Origin of the sequence: Streptomyces sp. BE20 (genome assembly GCF_036322525.1) — a bacterium.
In the GTDB taxonomy this organism is placed as follows: Bacteria; Actinomycetota; Actinomycetes; order Streptomycetales; family Streptomycetaceae; genus Kitasatospora.
Genome location: NZ_JAQYWW010001036.1, coordinates 90493 through 107754, shown reverse-complemented (window position 1 = coordinate 107754; position 17262 = coordinate 90493). Strand labels below are relative to the sequence as shown.

Annotated in this window: 15 protein-coding genes; 8 read left to right on the top strand and 7 right to left on the bottom strand. The window is 74.4% G+C overall.

All coding sequences use genetic code 11. The annotated features are described in order from the left end of the window. From PUR61_RS29260 to PUR61_RS29230, 7 genes are all read left to right on the top strand, one after another. On the top strand, nucleotides 1–1801 hold a 1801-nt coding region (locus PUR61_RS29260; RefSeq protein WP_329882491.1), incomplete at its 5' end, for a non-ribosomal peptide synthetase. A 39-nt stretch (nucleotides 1802–1840) separates the two neighbouring features. After that, on the top strand, nucleotides 1841–2065 hold the full coding sequence (locus tag PUR61_RS29255) for an MbtH family protein (RefSeq protein WP_329882490.1): 225 nt from the start codon (nucleotides 1841–1843) through the stop codon (nucleotides 2063–2065). Between the two features lie 78 nt (nucleotides 2066–2143). Then, a complete protein-coding gene (locus PUR61_RS29250) occupies nucleotides 2144–3973 on the top strand; it encodes an ABC transporter ATP-binding protein (RefSeq protein ID WP_329882489.1) in 1830 nt (609 codons plus the stop codon). Beyond that, nucleotides 3966–5708 carry an ABC transporter ATP-binding protein gene (locus tag PUR61_RS29245; RefSeq protein WP_329882488.1) on the top strand — a complete coding sequence of 581 codons (1743 nt, stop codon included), beginning with the start codon at nucleotides 3966–3968 and terminating at the stop codon, nucleotides 5706–5708. Before PUR61_RS29250 ends, PUR61_RS29245 begins: the two co-directional genes overlap by 8 nt. A 106-nt stretch (nucleotides 5709–5814) precedes the next feature. Then, nucleotides 5815–6654 (top strand): siderophore-interacting protein, encoded by an 840-nt coding sequence (locus PUR61_RS29240; protein WP_329882486.1) that lies wholly within the window; start codon nucleotides 5815–5817, stop codon nucleotides 6652–6654. Then, nucleotides 6651–7715, top strand: a complete 1065-nt coding sequence (locus PUR61_RS29235) for a FecCD family ABC transporter permease (protein WP_329882485.1) — start codon at nucleotides 6651–6653, stop codon at nucleotides 7713–7715. The genes PUR61_RS29240 and PUR61_RS29235 overlap by 4 nt, the downstream gene beginning before the upstream one ends. Further along, nucleotides 7712–8830, top strand: coding sequence for a FecCD family ABC transporter permease (locus PUR61_RS29230; RefSeq protein ID WP_329882484.1), 1119 nt, complete (start codon nucleotides 7712–7714; stop codon nucleotides 8828–8830). Before PUR61_RS29235 ends, PUR61_RS29230 begins: the two co-directional genes overlap by 4 nt. Before the next feature lie 65 nt (nucleotides 8831–8895). On the opposite strand, the gene PUR61_RS29225 is transcribed toward PUR61_RS29230, so the two are convergent. The 7 genes from PUR61_RS29225 to dhbA form a co-directional block, all read right to left on the bottom strand. Then, complete coding sequence (locus tag PUR61_RS29225) at nucleotides 8896–9342, bottom strand: NUDIX hydrolase (protein WP_329882483.1); 447 nt, start codon at nucleotides 9340–9342, stop codon at nucleotides 8896–8898. A gap of 194 nt (nucleotides 9343–9536) precedes the next feature. Then, nucleotides 9537–10037, bottom strand: a complete 501-nt coding sequence (locus PUR61_RS29220) for a GNAT family N-acetyltransferase (protein ID WP_329882482.1) — start codon at nucleotides 10035–10037, stop codon at nucleotides 9537–9539. Then, on the bottom strand, nucleotides 10034–10846 hold the full coding sequence (locus PUR61_RS29215; protein ID WP_329882481.1) for an ABC transporter ATP-binding protein: 813 nt from the start codon (nucleotides 10844–10846) through the stop codon (nucleotides 10034–10036). The genes PUR61_RS29220 and PUR61_RS29215 overlap by 4 nt, the downstream gene beginning before the upstream one ends. Beyond that, complete coding sequence (locus PUR61_RS29210) at nucleotides 10843–11475, bottom strand: isochorismatase family protein (protein ID WP_329882480.1); 633 nt, start codon at nucleotides 11473–11475, stop codon at nucleotides 10843–10845. Before PUR61_RS29210 ends, PUR61_RS29215 begins: the two co-directional genes overlap by 4 nt. 20 nt (nucleotides 11476–11495) lie before the next feature. Next, a complete protein-coding gene (locus PUR61_RS29205) occupies nucleotides 11496–13088 on the bottom strand; it encodes a (2,3-dihydroxybenzoyl)adenylate synthase (RefSeq protein WP_329882479.1) in 1593 nt (530 codons plus the stop codon). Further along, on the bottom strand, nucleotides 13085–14266 hold the full coding sequence (locus PUR61_RS29200; RefSeq protein WP_329882478.1) for an isochorismate synthase: 1182 nt from the start codon (nucleotides 14264–14266) through the stop codon (nucleotides 13085–13087). Before PUR61_RS29200 ends, PUR61_RS29205 begins: the two co-directional genes overlap by 4 nt. A gap of 83 nt (nucleotides 14267–14349) precedes the next feature. Continuing rightward, nucleotides 14350–15102, bottom strand: coding sequence for a 2,3-dihydro-2,3-dihydroxybenzoate dehydrogenase (dhbA, locus tag PUR61_RS29195; RefSeq protein ID WP_329882477.1), 753 nt, complete (start codon nucleotides 15100–15102; stop codon nucleotides 14350–14352). 457 nt (nucleotides 15103–15559) lie between these two features. Here dhbA and PUR61_RS29190 point away from each other — a divergent pair, with 457 nt between their 5' ends. After that, the gene (locus tag PUR61_RS29190) at nucleotides 15560–17200 is read left to right on the top strand and encodes an MFS transporter (RefSeq protein WP_329882476.1); all 1641 of its coding nucleotides are present in this window, start codon (nucleotides 15560–15562) and stop codon (nucleotides 17198–17200) included. The last annotated feature ends 62 nt before the right edge of the window (nucleotides 17201–17262 follow it).

Here is a 17262-nt window from a genome sequence, read left to right as displayed (position 1 = left end):
TGCGGTGTCGGTGCCGGACGAGGTGGCGCTGGTGTTCGGTGCGTCCTCGTGGACGTACGCGGAGCTGGACGCGCGGGTGAACCGGCTGGCGCGGTTGTTCGTGGCGCGGGGTGCCGGTCCGGAGCGGGTGGTGGCGCTGGGTCTGCCGCGTTCGCTGGAGATGGTGGCGTCGCTGTTCGCGGTGCTGCGCAGCGGTGCGGCGTACCTGCCGCTGGAGCTGGACTACCCGGTGGACCGGCTGGCCTTCATGGTCGAGGACACCGCCCCGGTCTGCCTGGTGACCAGCTCCGCCGCCGTGGACCGGATGCCCGAGGCTCCCGGTGTCGAGCGCCTGCTGCTGGACTCCCCGGAGACCGAGGCCGAGCTCGCCGCCCTTCCGGCGACCCCGCTCGGCCTCACCGTCGACATGGACTCCGCCGCGTACGTGATCTTCACCTCGGGTTCCACCGGGCGTCCGAAGGGTGTCGTGACGCCGTACCGGGGTCTGACCAACATGCAGTTGAACCACCGGCAGGAGATCTTCGACCCGGTGGTGGCCTCGGCCGGCGGCCGGCGTCTGCGGATCGCCCACACGGTGTCGTTCTCCTTCGACATGTCGTGGGAGGAGCTGCTCTGGCTGGTCGAGGGCCACGAGGTGCACGTCCTGGACGAGGCCCTGCGCCGCGACGCCGAGGCCCTCGCGGCCTACTGCGCCGAGCACGCGGTGGACGTCATCAACGTGACGCCGTCGTACGCCCAGGCGCTCGTCGACCGGGGACTCCTGGACGAGGGGCGGCACCGCCCGGTGCTGGTCCTGCTGGGCGGCGAGGCGGTGGCCGAGACCCTGTGGTCGAAGCTGCGCGACACCCCCGGCGTGATGGGCTACAACCTGTACGGTCCGACCGAGTACACCATCAACACCCTGGGCGGCGGCACGCTCGACTCCGCGACCGCCACGGTGGGCCGGCCGATCTGGAACACCGTCGCGCACGTCCTGGACGGCCACCTGCGGCCCGTCCCGGTCGGTGTGCCGGGTGAGCTGTACGTCTCCGGCGTGGGCCTGGCCCGCGGCTACCTGAAGCGCCCCGGTCTGACGGCGGAGCGGTTCGTCGCGGACCCGTTCGGCGAGCCGGGCGGGCGGATGTACCGCACCGGTGACGTGGTGCGCTGGCGGGCCGACGGCCTGCTGGACTTCCTGGGCCGGGCGGACGACCAGGTGAAGATCCGCGGATACCGGGTCGAGCCCGGTGAGATCGAGGACGCCCTCGCGGCCCACGAGGACGTCGCCCAGGCGGCGGTGGTGGTCCGTGAGGACACCCCCGGCGTGAAGCGCCTCGCCGCCTACCTGGTGCCAGGTGAGGGTACCCTTATCGAGGCCACCGAGATCCGGCGTATGCTGGCGTCCCGGCTGCCCGAGTACATGGTGCCGTCGGCGTTCGTCGTCCTCGACGCGCTGCCGCTGACCGTCAACGGCAAGCTCGACCGCAAGGCCCTGCCGGAGCCCGGTGCCGAGGACTACACGTCGTCGGGATCGCAGCGCGAACCCCGGTACCCGAGCGAGAAGGCGGTGCACACGGCGTTCGCACAGGTGCTCGGCATGCCCGCGCTCGGCATCGACGAGAACTTCTTCGACCTCGGCGGCCACTCTCTGCTCGCGATGTCGCTGCTCCAGCGGCTGCGTGCCGAGTTCGAGGGTCACATCGGTCTGGCCGACCTGCTCGCCAGGCCGACCGTCGCGGCCCTGGCCGACTTCCTGGTGGACCGGCTGGTCCACGACGCCCTCGGAGCGGAACCGGGTGACGGTACCGCCTGCTCCGGCTGACCGTCCCTTCCCCTTCCCACGACTCACTAGGAGAACCAGATGAGCGCCACCAACCCCTTCGAGGACGACGACGCCCGCTACCTCGTGCTCGTCAACGAGGAGAACCAGCACTCCCTGTGGCCCGCGTTCGCCGAGGTCCCGGCCGGCTGGACCACCGTCCACGGCGAGGACACCCGCCAGGCGTGCACCGAGTACATCGACGCCAACTGGACGGACCTGCGTCCGGCGAGCCTGATAGCCCGGACCGAGGCCGCGGCCTCCTGACCGCCCCGGGAGGGGACGGCCGCGTGCCGTCCCCTCCCGTCCCGTTCCCCCCGCAGACACCCGACGGATGGCCATCGCGTGAGCACCCATCAGCCAGAACCCGCCGCCGGCCCGTCCGACGGCCTGACCGCCGAGCAACTCGCCGACGAGGAACTGGAGCCCGGTGCCCTCTCGGCCGAACGCCGCCGCCGGGCCCGGGCCCTGCTCCGGGGCTCCCTGAAGCCCCACCGGGTCACGGTGGCCGCCGCCATGACCGCCGCGGCGATCCGCCAGCTCGCCCTGCTCGCCGTGCCCTGGTGCGTCCAGAAGGCGCTCGACGAGGGCCTGGAGAAGCACGACAGCGGCGCCCTGATGAGCTGGGCCGGCGCCACCGCGCTCGCCGCCCTCGTCCAGTTCGCCGGCCTCTACGGCTGGCAGTACTGGGCCGGCTACGCCGACGCCAAGGTCGGCGCCGACCTGCGCGCCCGCCTCCTGCACCACCTCTCCGGCCTGGACCGGGCCGCCCTCGCCTCGCGCGGCCACGGCGACCTCGCCATGCGCGCCACCCGCGACACCGACCTCGTCCGCGAGTGGGTGCACGGCCTGGCCGTCTGGGTCGTCCTCGGTGTCACCTTCCTCACCGTGCTGCCCCTCATCGCGGCGCTCGACCTCAGCCTGCTGCTGGTCACCCTCGGCACCCTGCCCTTCCTGGTCTGGGTCAACCTGCACTTCCCGCGCCGCTTCGCCGCGGCCAGCGGCGAGCTCGCCAAGGCCCACGGCGACCGCGCCGACGCCGTCGCCGACCTGCTCCAGATCGGCACCGGCCTGCGCGGCACCGGCGGTCACCGCCCGCTGGTCCACCGGCACCACGGCGCCAGCGCCGAGGTCACCGAACGGACGGTCATCGCCGCCCGCATCGAGGCCAGCTGGGCGGCCGTCGGGCCGTTCGTCCCCCGCCTCGCCGTCGCCGCCGGCGTCGGCTTCGGCGGACTCGCCGTCCTCGACGGCCGGCTGACCATCGGCGGACTCACCGCCTTCACCAGTTGGATGGCCATCGTCACCCTCGCCACCCGCGTCCTGGTCGACCGCCTCCTGGAGCGCGGCCAGGCCGACGTCGCCGCCGCCCGCATCGACGAGGCCCTCTCCATCCGCCCCGTCGTCGCCGAGCCGCCCGCCGGGAAGGCCCTCGACCTGCCGGCGCACGGCACCCTGGCGTTCACCGGCGTCACCGCCGTCCGGGACGGCCGCACCGTCCTCGGGCCGGTCGACCTCACCGTCCGGCACGGCGAGTTCGTCGCCGTCTCCGGGGCCACCGGATCCGGCAAGAGCACGCTGCTGCGCCTCGCCGTCCGCCTCGACGACCCCGACGGCGGCACCGTCGCCTACGGCGGCACCGCCCTGCGCGAGGCCCGCCTCGACCAGGTCCGCGAGCGCATCTCCTACGTCGCCCAGCGGCCGGTGCTGCTCTCCGGCACCGTCGCCGACAACCTGCGGCTCGGCCGCGACATCGACCCGGAGACCCTGTACGAGGCGTGCCGCACCGCCGGCATCCACGACCAGCTGACCGCCATGCCCGACGGCTACGAGACCGAACTCGGCGAGGGCGGCACCGCCCTGTCCGGCGGCCAGGTCCAGCGCCTGGCCATCGCCCGCGCCCTGCTCGGCGACCCCGCCGTCCTGCTGCTGGACGACTCCACGTCGGCGCTGGATACCACCACCGAGAAGATCGTCCTCGACCGGCTGCGCACCTGGGCCGGCCAGGACCGCACCGTCCTGTTCGCCACCCACCGCACCGCCGTCCTGGACACCGCCGACCGCGTCGTGACCCTGGAGTCCCCGCGCGGCAGCGCCCCGGACGAGGACGGCGCCGCCCCGGAAGGCCCCGCCGCCGTGACCACCCCGGACGCCATGGAGGTGGCTCGTGGCTGAACAGCCCCTGCTCAAGGACGAGGCCGACGAGCGCGCGGTGCTCCGCCGCGCCTGGCCCTACCTGCGCCCGCACCGCGGCCGCCTCGGCATCGCCCTCGGCGTCGGCCTGGCGGACTCCGCCGCGCTGGTCGCCGTCGCCCCGCTCATCGGCCTGGCTGCCCGCGCCCTGCTCGACCGCGACCGCGGCGGCCTCGGCCTCGCCGTCGCCCTGCTGGCCGGGCTCGGCCTCGCCCAGCTGGTACTGGCCCGGGTCGGCGAACTGCTGCTGATCAAGGGCGGCGAGGACGTCGTCCGCACCCTGCGCGAGCAGGCGGTGGAGAACCTGGCCACCGCCCCCCTGCGCTTCCTGGAGACCCACCGCAGCGGGGAACTCCTGCGCCGGGCCACCGGCGAGGTCGCCGCGCTCGCCGCGTTCGTCCGCATGCACCTGCGCAACCTGGTCTCCTCGGTGGCCACCCTGGCCTTCACCCTGGTGCTGCTGGCGAGCTACTCGTGGCTGCTGCTGCTCGTCCAGATCGCCGTGTTCCTGCCGCTGACCCTGCTGGTGACCCGCTGGTTCCAGCGCGACGCCGCCTCCGCGTTCGGCGGCAAGGCGACCGCCGAGGCGACGGTCGCCGCCACCTTCTCCGAGACGCTGACCGCCCGGGAGGCCCTCCAGACCTCCCGCGGCCTGGCGGGCTGGACGAAGCGCTTCGACCGCGAGAACCGGCACGCGGTGCACGCCGCCCGCCGCGCCCTGCGGGTGGAGAACCGGATCGACCTGGTCAGCCTGATCGAGGGCGTCGCCCTCGTGGTGCTGCTGATGGTCGGCGGCTGGATGGTCACCCGGGACACCGCGAGCGTCGTCACCGTGGTGGTCTTCGTCGTCGCCAGCCGCAACCTGTTCGACTCCTTCGCCGACATCTCCCAGCTCGTCGGCGAGGTGCAGACCGCCCGCACCGGCCTCGCCCGGCTGCTGGACCTGCTGGCCGCCACCACCCCGGACCGCCGCCCCGCCCGGGCGGAGGGCCTGGCCACCCGCGGCGACCTGCGCTGCACCGCCGTCGAGTTCGGCTACCGCGCCGAGGGCCTGGACCTCCACGGCCTGACGCTGGACTTCCCGCAGGGCAGCCGCACCGGCGTCGTCGGTGAGACCGGCTCCGGCAAGACCACGCTCTCCAAGCTGCTCTGCGGCCTCTACCGGCCCGACGGCGGCTCGGTGACCTTCGCCGGCACCGACCTCACCGACATCCCGGAGGAGCAGCTGCGCCGCCGGATCGTCCTGGTGCCGCAGGAGGTCCGCCTGGTCTCCGGCACCATCGCCGACAACCTCGCCCTGGTCCAGGGCGAGCCCGACCGGGCGCGCATCGAGCGGACCGTGGACGAACTGGGCCTGCGGGAGTGGCTGGAGGACCTGCCCGGCGGCCTGGACGCCGAGGTGGGCCAGCGCGGCGGCAACCTCTCGGCGGGGGAGCGCCAGATCCTGGGTGTGGTCCGGGCGGTCCTGGCGGACCCGGCGGTCCTGGTCCTCGACGAGGCGACCGCGGACATCGACCCGGTGACCGCCGCCCGCCTGGAGCACGCGCTCGACGAACTGCGCTCCGACTGCACCCTGGTGGTGATCGCCCACCGGCCGGCCACCATCGCCCGACTGCCCCGGGTGGTCCGGTTGGACGGTGGTCGCCTGACGGGTGACGAAACGGCAGGTGGGAGCGTCGAATCCGGTACCCCGACTGGTCTCGGAGTTCGAGGTTAGGCTAACCTAATCAAATGATCGCCCCGTGCCGCCGTCCCGGCTCCCCCCGGAACGGCGGCACGGGCCTGTCCGGGCCTGCAGACACCTCGACGGAATGGGCTGACCGATGAACACCGACACGGCACCGCCGCGCATGCGGATCGTCCGCCATCCGCTCAAGTACCGCCTGCTGGAGGTCAAGCAGGTCGTCCGGGTCACGCCGGGCACCGTGCGGGTCACCTTCGCCGGCGACGCACTCGACGGCTTCTGCGAGCAGGCCCCCACCGACCACGTGAAGCTCTGCTTCGCCTTCGAGGGCGACGACCTCCCGGTCGAGCCGATCGTCGAGAACGACACCTGGATGGACGCCCCCGAGGGCATGTCCGAGCCGCTGACCCGCGACTACACCATCCGCTCCTACCGCCGCGAGGCCAAGGAGCTGGACATCGACATGGTCCTGCACGGGACCGGCGTCGGTTCCAGCTGGGCCGCCGCCGCCGAACCCGGCATGAGGCTCGGCGTGTTCGGCCCCCGCGGTTCGGAGGAGATCCCCTTCGTCCACGACTGGTACCTCCTCGGCGCCGACGAGACCGCGCTGCCCGCGCTCGCCCGCTGGCTGGAGATGCTCCCCGCCGGCGTCAAGGTCCTCGCCTTCGCCGAGGTCCCCGGCCCCGAGCACGAGCAGCTCCTGACCACCGACACCGACGCCACCGTCACCTGGGTGCACCGCGGTGACGCCCGGTCCGGCAGCACCGACCTGCTGGAGCAGGCCATCCGCGCCGCCCGGCTGCCCGAGGGCATGGGCTTCGCCTGGGTCGCCGGCGAGGCCAACACCCTCAAGCCGATCCGCCGCTACCTGCGCAACGAGTGCGGCCTGACCAAGAACCAGGTCGACGTGGACGGCTACTGGAAGCGCGGGGTGGCCAACCACGACCACCACGAGGACGACCACCAGCCGCACGCATGAGCACCGACACACTCGACAAGCCGGCCCCGACCCGAACGGCCTCCGCGCCGCGCGGCCGGGCCGGCACCGCGCGCCGCACCGCCTGGCTGTTCGGGGCGCTCCTGCTGCTCGCGCTCCTCGCCCTCGCCGGCATCGCCGTCGGCGCCCGCTCGGTGGCCCCCGGCCAGGTCCTGCACGTCCTGCTGCACCACGAGCCCACCTCCGAGGACTGGATCGTGGTCCACCACTCCCGCATCCCCCGGACGCTGCTGGGCATCGCCGTCGGCGCCGCCCTCGGCATCGCCGGGGCCATGATGCAGGCGCTCACCCGCAACCCGCTCGCCGACCCCGGCCTGCTCGGCATCAACGGCGGCGCCGCAGCCGCCGTCGCCGCCGGCACCGCCCTGTTCGACCTGCGCTCCTTCGGGTCCTTCGTCTGGTTCGCCCTCGCCGGGGCGGCGGTCGCCGCCCTCGTCGTGCAGATCCTCGGCGGCGGAGGACGCGCCTCGGCCACCCCGGCCCGGCTCGCCCTCGCAGGCACCGCCGTCACGGCGGTGCTCACCGCCTTCGTCAACGGCCTGATCCTGCTCGACCCGCTCACCCTCAACCGCTTCCGGTTCTGGCAGGTCGGCACCCTCGCGGGCGTCGACTCCACGGTGCTCGGCCAGGTCGTCCCCTTCCTCGCGGCCGGCGCGGTGCTCGCCCTCTTCCTCGGTCGGCCGCTGAACGCCCTGGCGCTCGGCGACGACGCCGGGCACGCACTCGGCGCCAACCCCACCCGCACCCGCATGCTCAGCCTGCTCGCGATCACCCTGCTGTGCGGGGCCGCGACCGCCGCGGTCGGCCCGATCGCCTTCATCGGCCTCGCCGTCCCGCACCTCGCCCGCCACATCTGCGGGCCGGACCAGCGCTGGATCATGCTGCTGTCGGCCGTCCTCGCCCCGGTACTGCTGCTCGCCTCGGACATCATCGGCCGGCTCGCCCTGCACCCCGCCGAACTCCAGGTCGGCGTCGTCACCGCCTTCATCGGGGCCCCGCTCTTCATCGCCCTGGTACGCGGCCGGAGGATCGCCCAACTGTGAACAGCCCCACCACGGTCGAGCAGACCGCCGCGCCCGAGAAGAGCCGGACCACCCGGCCGCCGGGGGCCGGGCGGCCCGCCGTCCCGCTCCACGCCGTCCGGCTGCCCGGCGGCCTCTCGCTGCGCTGGCACGCCCGCGCCACCGTCGTCGGCCTGCTGATCCTCGCCGCGCTCTGCGGCGTGGTCGTCTGGTCGCTGACCGCCGGTGACTACCCGCTGCCCGTCTCCGACGTGGTCGACGTGCTCACCGGCGGCGGACGGCGTGCCGACCGCTACATCGTGATGGAGGTGCGGCTGCCCCGGCTGCTCACCGCGCTGCTGGTCGGCGCGGCCCTGGGCCTCGCGGGCGCCCTCTTCCAGACGCTCGCCCGCAACCCCCTCGGCAGCCCCGACGTCATCGGCTTCACCGTCGGCTCCGCCACCGGCGCCCTCGCGGTGATCCTGGTGATCGGCGGCAGCGCCGCGACCGTCGCCGGCGGCGCCGTGGTGGGCGGCATGCTCACCTCCGTCGCGGTCTACCTGCTGGCCCGGCGCGGCGGCACCCAGGGCTACCGCCTGGTCCTCGTCGGCATCGGCGTCAGCTCGCTGCTCTCCTCGCTCAACGCCTACCTGATCGCCCGGGCCTCCTTCAGCGACGCCCAGAGCGCCGCGGTCTGGCTCACCGGCAGCCTCAACGCGCGCGGCTGGGAGCACTGCGGGCCGATGGCCGTCGCGCTCGCCCTGCTGCTGCCCGCCGCCGTCCTGCTCGGGCGCCCGCTGCGGATGCTGGAGATGGGCGACGACGCGGCCTCCTCGCTCGGCGTCCGGACCGAGGGCGCCCGGGTCTGGCTCGTGCTGATCGGCGTCGGTCTGACCGCCGCGGCCACCGCCGCCGCCGGCCCGATCCCGTTCGTCGCCCTGATCGCCCCGCAGGCCGTCCGCCGCCTCACCCGGGCCACCGGGCCCAACCTGCTCGGCTCCACCCTCCTCGGGGCCCTGCTCCTGGCCGTCAGCGACCTCGCGGCCCAGCGCCTGCTGGCGCCCACCCAGCTCCCGGTCGGCGTCCTGACCGGCGTCGTGGGCGGCTGCTACCTGGTCTGGCTGATCCTCGGCCAGTGGCGCGCCAAGCGCGGCTGACCCCGGCCGGAACGTGAACGGCCCGCTCCCCGACCGCGTCGGGGAGCGGGCCGTTCGTCATGAACTCAGCCGCCGAGCAAGGCCCGCGTCTCGTCGCTCACCTCGGGCAGCGCGCCCCGGTCCGCCCAGGTCCAGTCGTCGTGCTCGGTGAGGACGACCGGCTCGTGCTTCCCGACGGTGACGGCGAAGGTGAACTGGCGGGTCGTCACTCCGCCGCCGGAGGAGTAGTCGAAGGCTCCGGCGTAGCCGGTGACCTCGGCCACGTCGAGGCCGGTCTCCTCCAGGACCTCCCGCTCCAGCGCCCGCCCCAGCTCCTCGCCCGGCTCCACACCGCCGCCGGGCAGCTCCCACAGGCCGCCGAGGAAGTCCTCGGGCCTGCGCCGCAGCAGCAGCACCCGGCCGTCCCCGTCGGTGATCACCGCACCGACGACGAACTTCCCGATGCCGGCGCTCGCGGCGTCGGCCAGCAGCCCGGGGACGAAGCCGGGTTCGGCGGTGAAGAGGGAGGTCACAGCAGCTCCTCGTGGTGGTCGATCACCTTGCGGACCGCGCGGACGTGCCGCTCGGCCGGGGGAGGATCCTCCTCACGATGCCAGACCGGCAGCTTGATCGTGTGCCGTTCGCGACCTCGCCCGCGGTGGTCCGGACAAACGCGGCGGGCCCGGTGGAGTGGTCCACCGGGCCCGCCGTCGTCGGGGTGCCGGGCTCAGATCTCCCGGGTGAAGACCCGGGAGTGGCGGGCCGGGTCGAGGCCGGCCGCCCACTCGGCGGGGGCCGCCGCTGCGGTGATCTCCCGGAAGCCGTGGCGCAGGAACAGCTCGCCGCCGCCGGTGGTGGCGGTCACCAGGGCGCGCAGGCCCCGGCGGCGGGCCTCGGCGAGGACGGCCGTCACCAGGAGCGAGCCGAGGCCCGCGCCCTGACGGCCGGTCCGCACACAGAGGTTGTGCAGCAGCCCGGTCGACGGCCGGCCGGCCTCGGGCGCCAGCGCGCGCAGCGCGACGCACGCGTCGAGCCGGCCGGGCGCCGCCCCGTCCTCGGCGCGGACCATCAGGAAGGTGTCGCCGGCCCGCCGGTAGGCGTCCGGCGTGCGCTCGCGCAGCGCCCCGGAGCGCATGAACGGGACGGAGAGCGCGTAGAGCGCCGGCGCGTCCGTGCCCGCGGCGCGGACCGCCCGCAGGACCGCGGACGGGCGCAGCGTCGCTGTCACCGGGCCGTACCGCGGCGTACGGGGGCCAGCGGGACGACCAGCGGGGTGCCGGTCTGCGGGTCCTCGATGATCTGGCAGGGCAGGTCGAAGACCTGCTCGACCAGCTCGGCGGTGACGATCTCGGCGGGCACGCCCTCGGCGACCACCGCGCCGTCGCGCATGGCGATCAGGTGCGTGGCGTACCGGGTGGCCTGGTTGAGGTCGTGGAGGACCGCGACCAGGGTGCGGCCCTGCTCCTGGTGCAGGCGCGCGCACAGGTCGAGCACCTCGACCTGGTGGGCGATGTCCAGGAACGTGGTCGGCTCGTCGAGCAGCAGCAGCGGGGTCTGCTGGGCGATGGCCATGGCGAGCCAGACGCGCTGGCGCTGGCCGCCGGAGAGCTCGTCGACGAAGCGGTCGGCGAGGGTGTCCACGTTGGTCGCCGCCATGGACTCGGCGACGATCCGCTCGTCCTCCTTCGACCACTGCCGGAACAGCCCCTGGTGGGGGTAGCGGCCGCGGGCCACCAGGTCGGCGACGGTGATGCCGTCGGGCGCGGTGGAGCTCTGCGGCAGCAGGCCGAGCCGGCGGGCCAGCTCCTTGGCCGGCAGGGCCCCGATCTGCTCGCCGTCCAGGAGCACCCGCCCGGAGGCGGGCTTGAGCAGCCGGGCGAACGCCCGCAGCAGGGTGGACTTGCCGCACGCGTTGGGGCCGACGATCACCGTGAACGAGTTGTCGGGCACCGCCACCGACAGGTCGGTGGCGATCGCCCGGTCGCCGTACCGCAGCGTCACCTTCTCGGTGTGCAGCCGCTCGCCGGTGGTGGTCACTTCTCCTCCAGAAGGTCGGCGGTGCTCAGCACGACGGCGCACTTCTCGGCGGCCCAGCGCAGGGCTTCGGTGTGCTTCTCGGCGGAGAAGTCGGCGACGGCGTCGCCCACCACGAAGGCCTGGACGTCACGGCTCCATGCGTCGGCGGCGGTCATCATGACGCCGATGTGGGCGTAGACGCCGACGATCACCAGCTGGTCGCGGCCGGACTTCTCCAGCAGGCCGGCCAGCTCGGTGCGGGCGAACGCGCTGTACTTCCACTTGAGCAGCATGACGTCCTGCCCGGCGGGCGCGACGACGGCCGGCACGCCCTGCGCCTGCTCGTCGGCCGGCAGCCCCGGGCCCCAGAAGTCCAGCTGGAGGCCGCGCTCCTCGGGGGTCTGGCCGCCGCGCTGGTGGGAGTAGATCACCGGCATGCCCAGCGTGCGGGCCCACTCCAGGATCCGGGCCGTGTTGGCCAGGGCGGGGGCCAGCGGGGGGCCCTCGGCGGGGAACGCGCCGAGGAAGTAGTTCTGCAGGTCGTGGACGAGGACGGCGGCCCGCGCCGGGTCGACCTGCCACGGCACCTTGCGGGGCGGGAGGTCCGCGGGGCCGGGCAGTTCGTAGGGGGCGATGGCAGGCAGTGCCATTCGAGGAGCGCCTTTCTGGGCTAGCGGGAGGTGGTGCGGAGGTCCTTCTTGCTGACCTTGCCGACGCCGGTGCTGGGGAAGGCGTCGACGAACTCGACGCGGTCCGGCACCTTGTAGCCGGCGAGCCCGGCCGCGCGGACGAAGCTCTTGAGGTCGAGCGCGCGGGGCCGCTCGGCCTCGGGCCGCAGGATCACGTACGCGCAGCTGCGCTCGCCCAGGTACTCGTCCGGGACGGCGACGACCGACACGTCGTGGACCGCGGGGTGGGCGAGCAGGACGTTCTCGACCTCCTCGGCGGCGACCTTCTCGCCGCCCCGGTTGATCTGGTCCTTGGCCCGGCCCTCGACGACCAGGTGGCCGGTGGGAGTGCGGCGGACGAGGTCCCCGGTGCGGTAGAAGCCGTCGGCGGTGAAGGACCGTGCGTTGTGCTCGGGCGCCCGCCAGTAGCCGCGGATGGTGTACGGGCCGCGGGTCAGCAGGTGGCCCGTCGTCCCCTCGGGCACGTCGACGTCCTCGTCGTCGACGATCCGGATCTCGTCGTCGGGCGAGATCGGGCGGCCCTGGGTGGTGAGGAGGGTCTCCTCGGTGTCCTCGGGGCGGGTGTAGTTGACCAGGCCCTCGGCCATCCCGAAGACCTGCTGGAGCCGGCAGCCGAGCGCCGGGCCCAGCCGGCGGGCGGCCTGCTCGCTGAGCTTGGCGCCGCCGACCTGGATGAGTTCGAGGCTGGACAGGTCGTGGCCGCTGCCCGGGGCGGCCTGCGCCCAGGCGAGGGCCAGCGGGGGCACCACACCGGTGATCGTGACGCCCTCGCGGGCGATCAGGGCGAGCGCGGTGCCCGGGCTCGGCTCGGGCGCCAGCACGACGCGGCCGCCGGCGTGGAACGTGCCGAGCGTGCCCGGCGAGCTGAGCGGGAAGTTGTGGGCGGCGGGCAGCGCGCAGAGGTACACCGTGGCGGGTGACAGCTCGCAGATGACGGCCGACTCGCGCACGCTGTACAGGTAGTCGTCGTGGCTGCGGGGGATCAGCTTGGGCAGCCCGGTGCTGCCGCCGGACAGCTGGAGGAAGGCGAGGTCGCCGGCGTGCGGCGGGTCGGCCGGCGCGGTCGGGGCGTCGGCGCGCAGCTCGGCGAGCGGGGTGAACCGTCCGGGATCGCCGACGACGAAGACCTCCCCGAGACCGGGCACCGCCGCGCACACCTCGGCGGCCAGTTCGCGGTGGTCGAAGCCCTCGTGGCGGTCGGCGACGAAGAGGGCCTTGGCCTCGGCGAACTCGCAGAAGTACGAGATCTCGGCCCGGCGGTGCGCCGGGAGGGCCATTACCGGGACCACGCCGGCCCGCATCGCGCCGAAGAACACCTCGAAGAACTCGGCCACGTTGGGGAGCTGGAGGACCACCCGGTCGCCCTTGCGAAGCCCGCGGGCGAGCATCCCGGCGGCGATCCGGCCGGCGCGCGCGTCCAGTTCGGCGTAGCTCCAGTGCCGGTCGCCGTCGGTGACGGCGATCCGGTCCGGGGTCGCGGCGGCGTGCCGGCCGATCACGGTGTCCAGCGTCTCACCGGTCCAGTACCCGGCCGCCCGGTAGCGGTCGGCGGCGTCCTGGGGGTAGAGGCTCATTCGGCGTTCTCCAGTCCGACGGCGTGCAGGAAGGTCCGGAACTTCGCGGCCGTCTCGGCCAGTTCGTGTTCCGGGACGGACGCGGCGACGACCCCGGCACCGGCGAACAGCCGCAGCAGGTCGCCGTCCGCCTCGGCGCAGCGCAGGGTGACGACCCATTCGCCGTCGCCCGAGGCGTCGCCCCAGCCGACCACGCCCGTGTAGAGGCCGCGGTCGAAGGGTTCCAGTGTGCCGATCAGGTCCCGGGCCCGGTCGGTCGGGGTGCCGCACACGGCCGGGGTGGGGTGCAGGGCCAGCGCGAGGTCCAGGGCGCTGGTGGAGGGGTCGCGCAGCGTCCCGGTGACGGTGGTGGACAGGTGCCACATGGCCGCGGTGCGGATCAGGGACGGCCGCTCGGGGACGACGAGGTCGTCGCAGTGGGGTGCGAGCGCGCGCCGGACGGCGTCGACCACGAAGGCGTGCTCGGCGAGGTCCTTGGGGGAGCGGGCGAGCTCCTCGGCGCGGCGCCGGTCCTCCACCGGGTCGGTGCTGCGGGCGGCGGACCCGGCGAGCGGGTTCGACACGACGTGCCGGCCCCGGCGGGAGAGCAGCAGTTCGGGGCTGGCCCCGACCAGGGTGGCGGTCCCGCCGGCCGGTACGGCGAAGGTGTAGCCGTTCGGGTCGCGGTCGAGCAGCCGGCCGACCATGGCGGGGATGTCGGTGCCGCCGGGGGTGGTGAGTTCCAGGGTGCGGGCGAGGACGACCTTGGCGAGGTCGGGGTCCGCGTTCATGAGCCGCACGGCGCGGGCGACCGCGTCCCGGTAGCCCTCGGGCGCGGGGACGGGGCGCCGGGTCCACGCGCTCTCCGCGGTCCGGGCCGGCCCGGGGGCGGCGGTGAGGCCGGCGCGTATCGGGGCGGCGCGGTGCACCTGCTCGGGGATGAACAGTTGGGCGGGCCGTCCGGGTGAGAAGGGGATCGCCCCGACGACCAGCGGGTCGCGGCCCTCGGCCCGGGCCGCCGCCAGCAGCCGGCCGGCCTCGGCGGGGTCGGGTACGGGCCGGTGCACGCCTTCGGCGAGCAGGGTCCGGGTGGGGCCGGCGAGGAAGGCCCGGTCGGCACCCGGCCGGTAGGAGGCCAGAAGCTCACTGCCGTCCACCGGGGTCGCGACAGGGGACCGGGCTTCGGAAGCCGTGGTCATGGTGCTCCGTTCTGCCGGTGCCGGGGGCACCGGGTGGTGGGACTCGAAGGGGGCGGGCGATTCCGGGATCGCCCGGTTCGGGGTCAGGCCCGCAGCGTGGCGCCGCCGTCGACGTAGAGGTCGTGCATCGTGACGTGCCGCGCGCGGTCCCCGGCGAGGAAGAGGACCGCCTCGGCGATGTCCTCGGGCGTCGCGATCCGGCGGAGCGGGATCCCGGCCCGGTAGCTGGCGAGGTCGCCTTCGATGACCCGGCGCTCGCTCTCGTCGTCGGTCCACAGCGCCCGCTGCATCGGGGTGTCGGTCGAGCCGGGCGAGACGAGGTTGCAGCGCACGCCGGAGCCGGCGAGCTCCAGGCCCAGGCAGCGCATGAACATCGTGGTGGCCGCCTTGGAGGCCGCGTACGCCGCCATGTTCATCCGGGGCACGCCGGCGGCGTTGGACCCGACGGTGACGATGCTGCCCCGGCCGCGGTCGGCCATCCGGCGGCCGACGGACCGGCAGGTGTGGAACACCCCGGTGGTGTTGACGGCGAAGGTGTGCTGCCAGTCCTCGTCGCTGATGCCCAGTGCGGGGCCGGCGTGCAGCACGCCCGCGACGTTGACCAGGATGTCGAGCGGTCCGTGCTCCTGCTCCGCAAGGTCCACCAGCTTCTCGACCGCGTCCGCGTCGGTGACGTCGAGCCGGTGCACCGAGGGGTCGGACGGGGAGCGGTCGCTCGCGACGACCCGGGCCCCGCGGTCGGCGAGCATGCGGGCGACGGCGGCTCCGATGCCCTGGGCGGCGCCGGTGACCAGGGCGGTCCGGCCGGCGAACTCGTCGGTGGATATCGAGGTCATCGGTCACCCCACCGTCGTGGCGGCCGACTTGCCGGTGTCCCGGCCGGTGCGGCGCGGTCTGGGGACACGGCTGGTGGTGGGTGGCATGGACCTTCTCCCTGGGGCGGAGCGCGGCGGCTGTCGGACGGGCTTGCGAAGCGGTGAGGTAAGGTTAGCCTAACCGCATCGGGGGTACGTCGGGGACCGTCCCACACGTCCTGAGGTACGGCTCCCCGGGCTCAGCTCCGCTCCACTGTTCTTCCGGCTCCCGCCAGGGCCGACGGCGACCCCGTCCACCCGGCCGGGGGCCCGCCCGCCGCCTGACGGAGCGTGACCTCCGGCGCGACGCCGGGTGCGACCGCGCGACGTCCGGCGCGGTGGGACGGCCGCCGGGCGCGGCCCGTGCGGCGCCGCCGACCGGCTGACATCCGTGCGGGTCGGGCGGCGGCTGCCCCGGGCCGCTGCGACCATGACCCGCATGGCATCCAGGGCAGCGGGCGCAGGGACGTCCCAGAAGTCGTCGAAGGCCGGGACCGTGCTGCTGACGCTCGCGGCCGGACAGTTCCTGATGGCGCTCGACAGTTCGGTCATGAACGTCTCGATCGCCACGGTCGCCGAGGACGTCGGCACGACGGTGAGCGGGATCCAGGGCGCCATCACGGCCTACACGCTGGTGATGGCGATGTTCATGATCCCCGGGGGCAAGGTCGGCGCGCTCATCGGCCGCAAGCGGGCGTTCCTGATCGGCAGCGTCATCTACGGCTGTGGCTCCCTGACGACCGCCGTCGCCCCGAACCTGCCGGTGCTCCTGCTCGGCTGGTCCTTCCTCGAAGGGGTCGGGGCGGCGCTCATCCTGCCCGCGATCGTGGCGCTGGTCGCCGGCAACTTCGGCGTCGAACGCCGCCCCGCCGCCTACGGGCTCGTCGCGGCGGCCGGGGCCGCGGCAATCGCCGTCGGGCCGCTCATCGGCGGCCTCGCCACGACGTACTTCTCCTGGCGCTGGGTTTTCGCCGGGGAGGTCGTCATCGTGGTCGGCATCCTCGTGCTCGCCCGCCGCATCGCGGACGCGCCCACCGCCGGGCGTGAGCGGATCGACCTGGTCGGCGCCGCGCTCTCCGCCCTCGGCCTGGGCGTCTTCGTCTACGGCGTGCTCCGGTCGAGCACGTGGGGCTGGTTCCTGCCGAAGCCCGACGCGCCCGCGTGGCTCGGGATCTCCCTCGTCGTCTGGCTGATGCTCGCCGGCCTGCTCCTGATCCGGCTCTTCCTGTCCTGGGAGGCCCGCCTGGTGGAGCGGGGCGCGGAGCCGCTGGTGGATCCGGCCCTGCTGCGCAACCGGCAGCTCACCGGCGGTCTGACGATGTTCTTCTTCCAGTACCTCGTCCAGATGGGCGTGTTCTTCGTCGTCCCGCTCTACCTGTCGGTCGCCCTCGGCCTGTCCGCGCTGAAGACCGGCGCCCGCATCCTGCCGCTGTCGCTGACCCTGCTGGCCGCCGCGATCCTGATCCCGCGGCTGCTCCCGGACGTCTCGCCGCGGCGGGTGGTGCGGCTCGGGGTCCTCGCGCTCTTCGCGGGAGCGGTGGCGCTGCTGGCCGCGCTCGATGCCGATGCGGGTGCGGAGATCGTGACCGTGCCGCTCCTGCTGATCGGGCTCGGCATGGGGGCGCTGGCGTCCCAGCTCGGGTCGGTCACCGTGTCCGCCGTGCCGGACGAGCAGAGCGCGGAGGTCGGCGGCGTCCAGAACGCCGTCACCAACCTGGGGGCCTCGATCGGCACGGCCCTGGCCGGGTCGATCCTGATCGGCGCGCTCACGTCGTCGTTCGTCGCCCACATCGAGCAGAATCCGGCCTTCCCGGCCGACGTCCGGAGCCAGGCGGTGGTGAATCTGGAGAGCGGCGTGCCCTTCCTGTCGGATGCCCAGCTCACGACCGTCCTCGCCGACACGGGCGCCACCTCCGAGGCCACCCGGGCGGCGTTGGACGCGAACGAGGCGGCGCGGCTGGACGGCCTCCGCGCCGCGCTGGCCGTCCTGGCGTTCGCCGCGCTTCTCGCGCTGTACTTCACCCGGCGGATCCCGGTGACCCAGCCGGGCGCGCCGAAGGCGTCCCACGGCGCGGCCTGATCTCCCGGCGTCCGGAGGTCCCGGCTGTCCGGGGTCCCGGCGGCTTGACATACCGGCCCGAC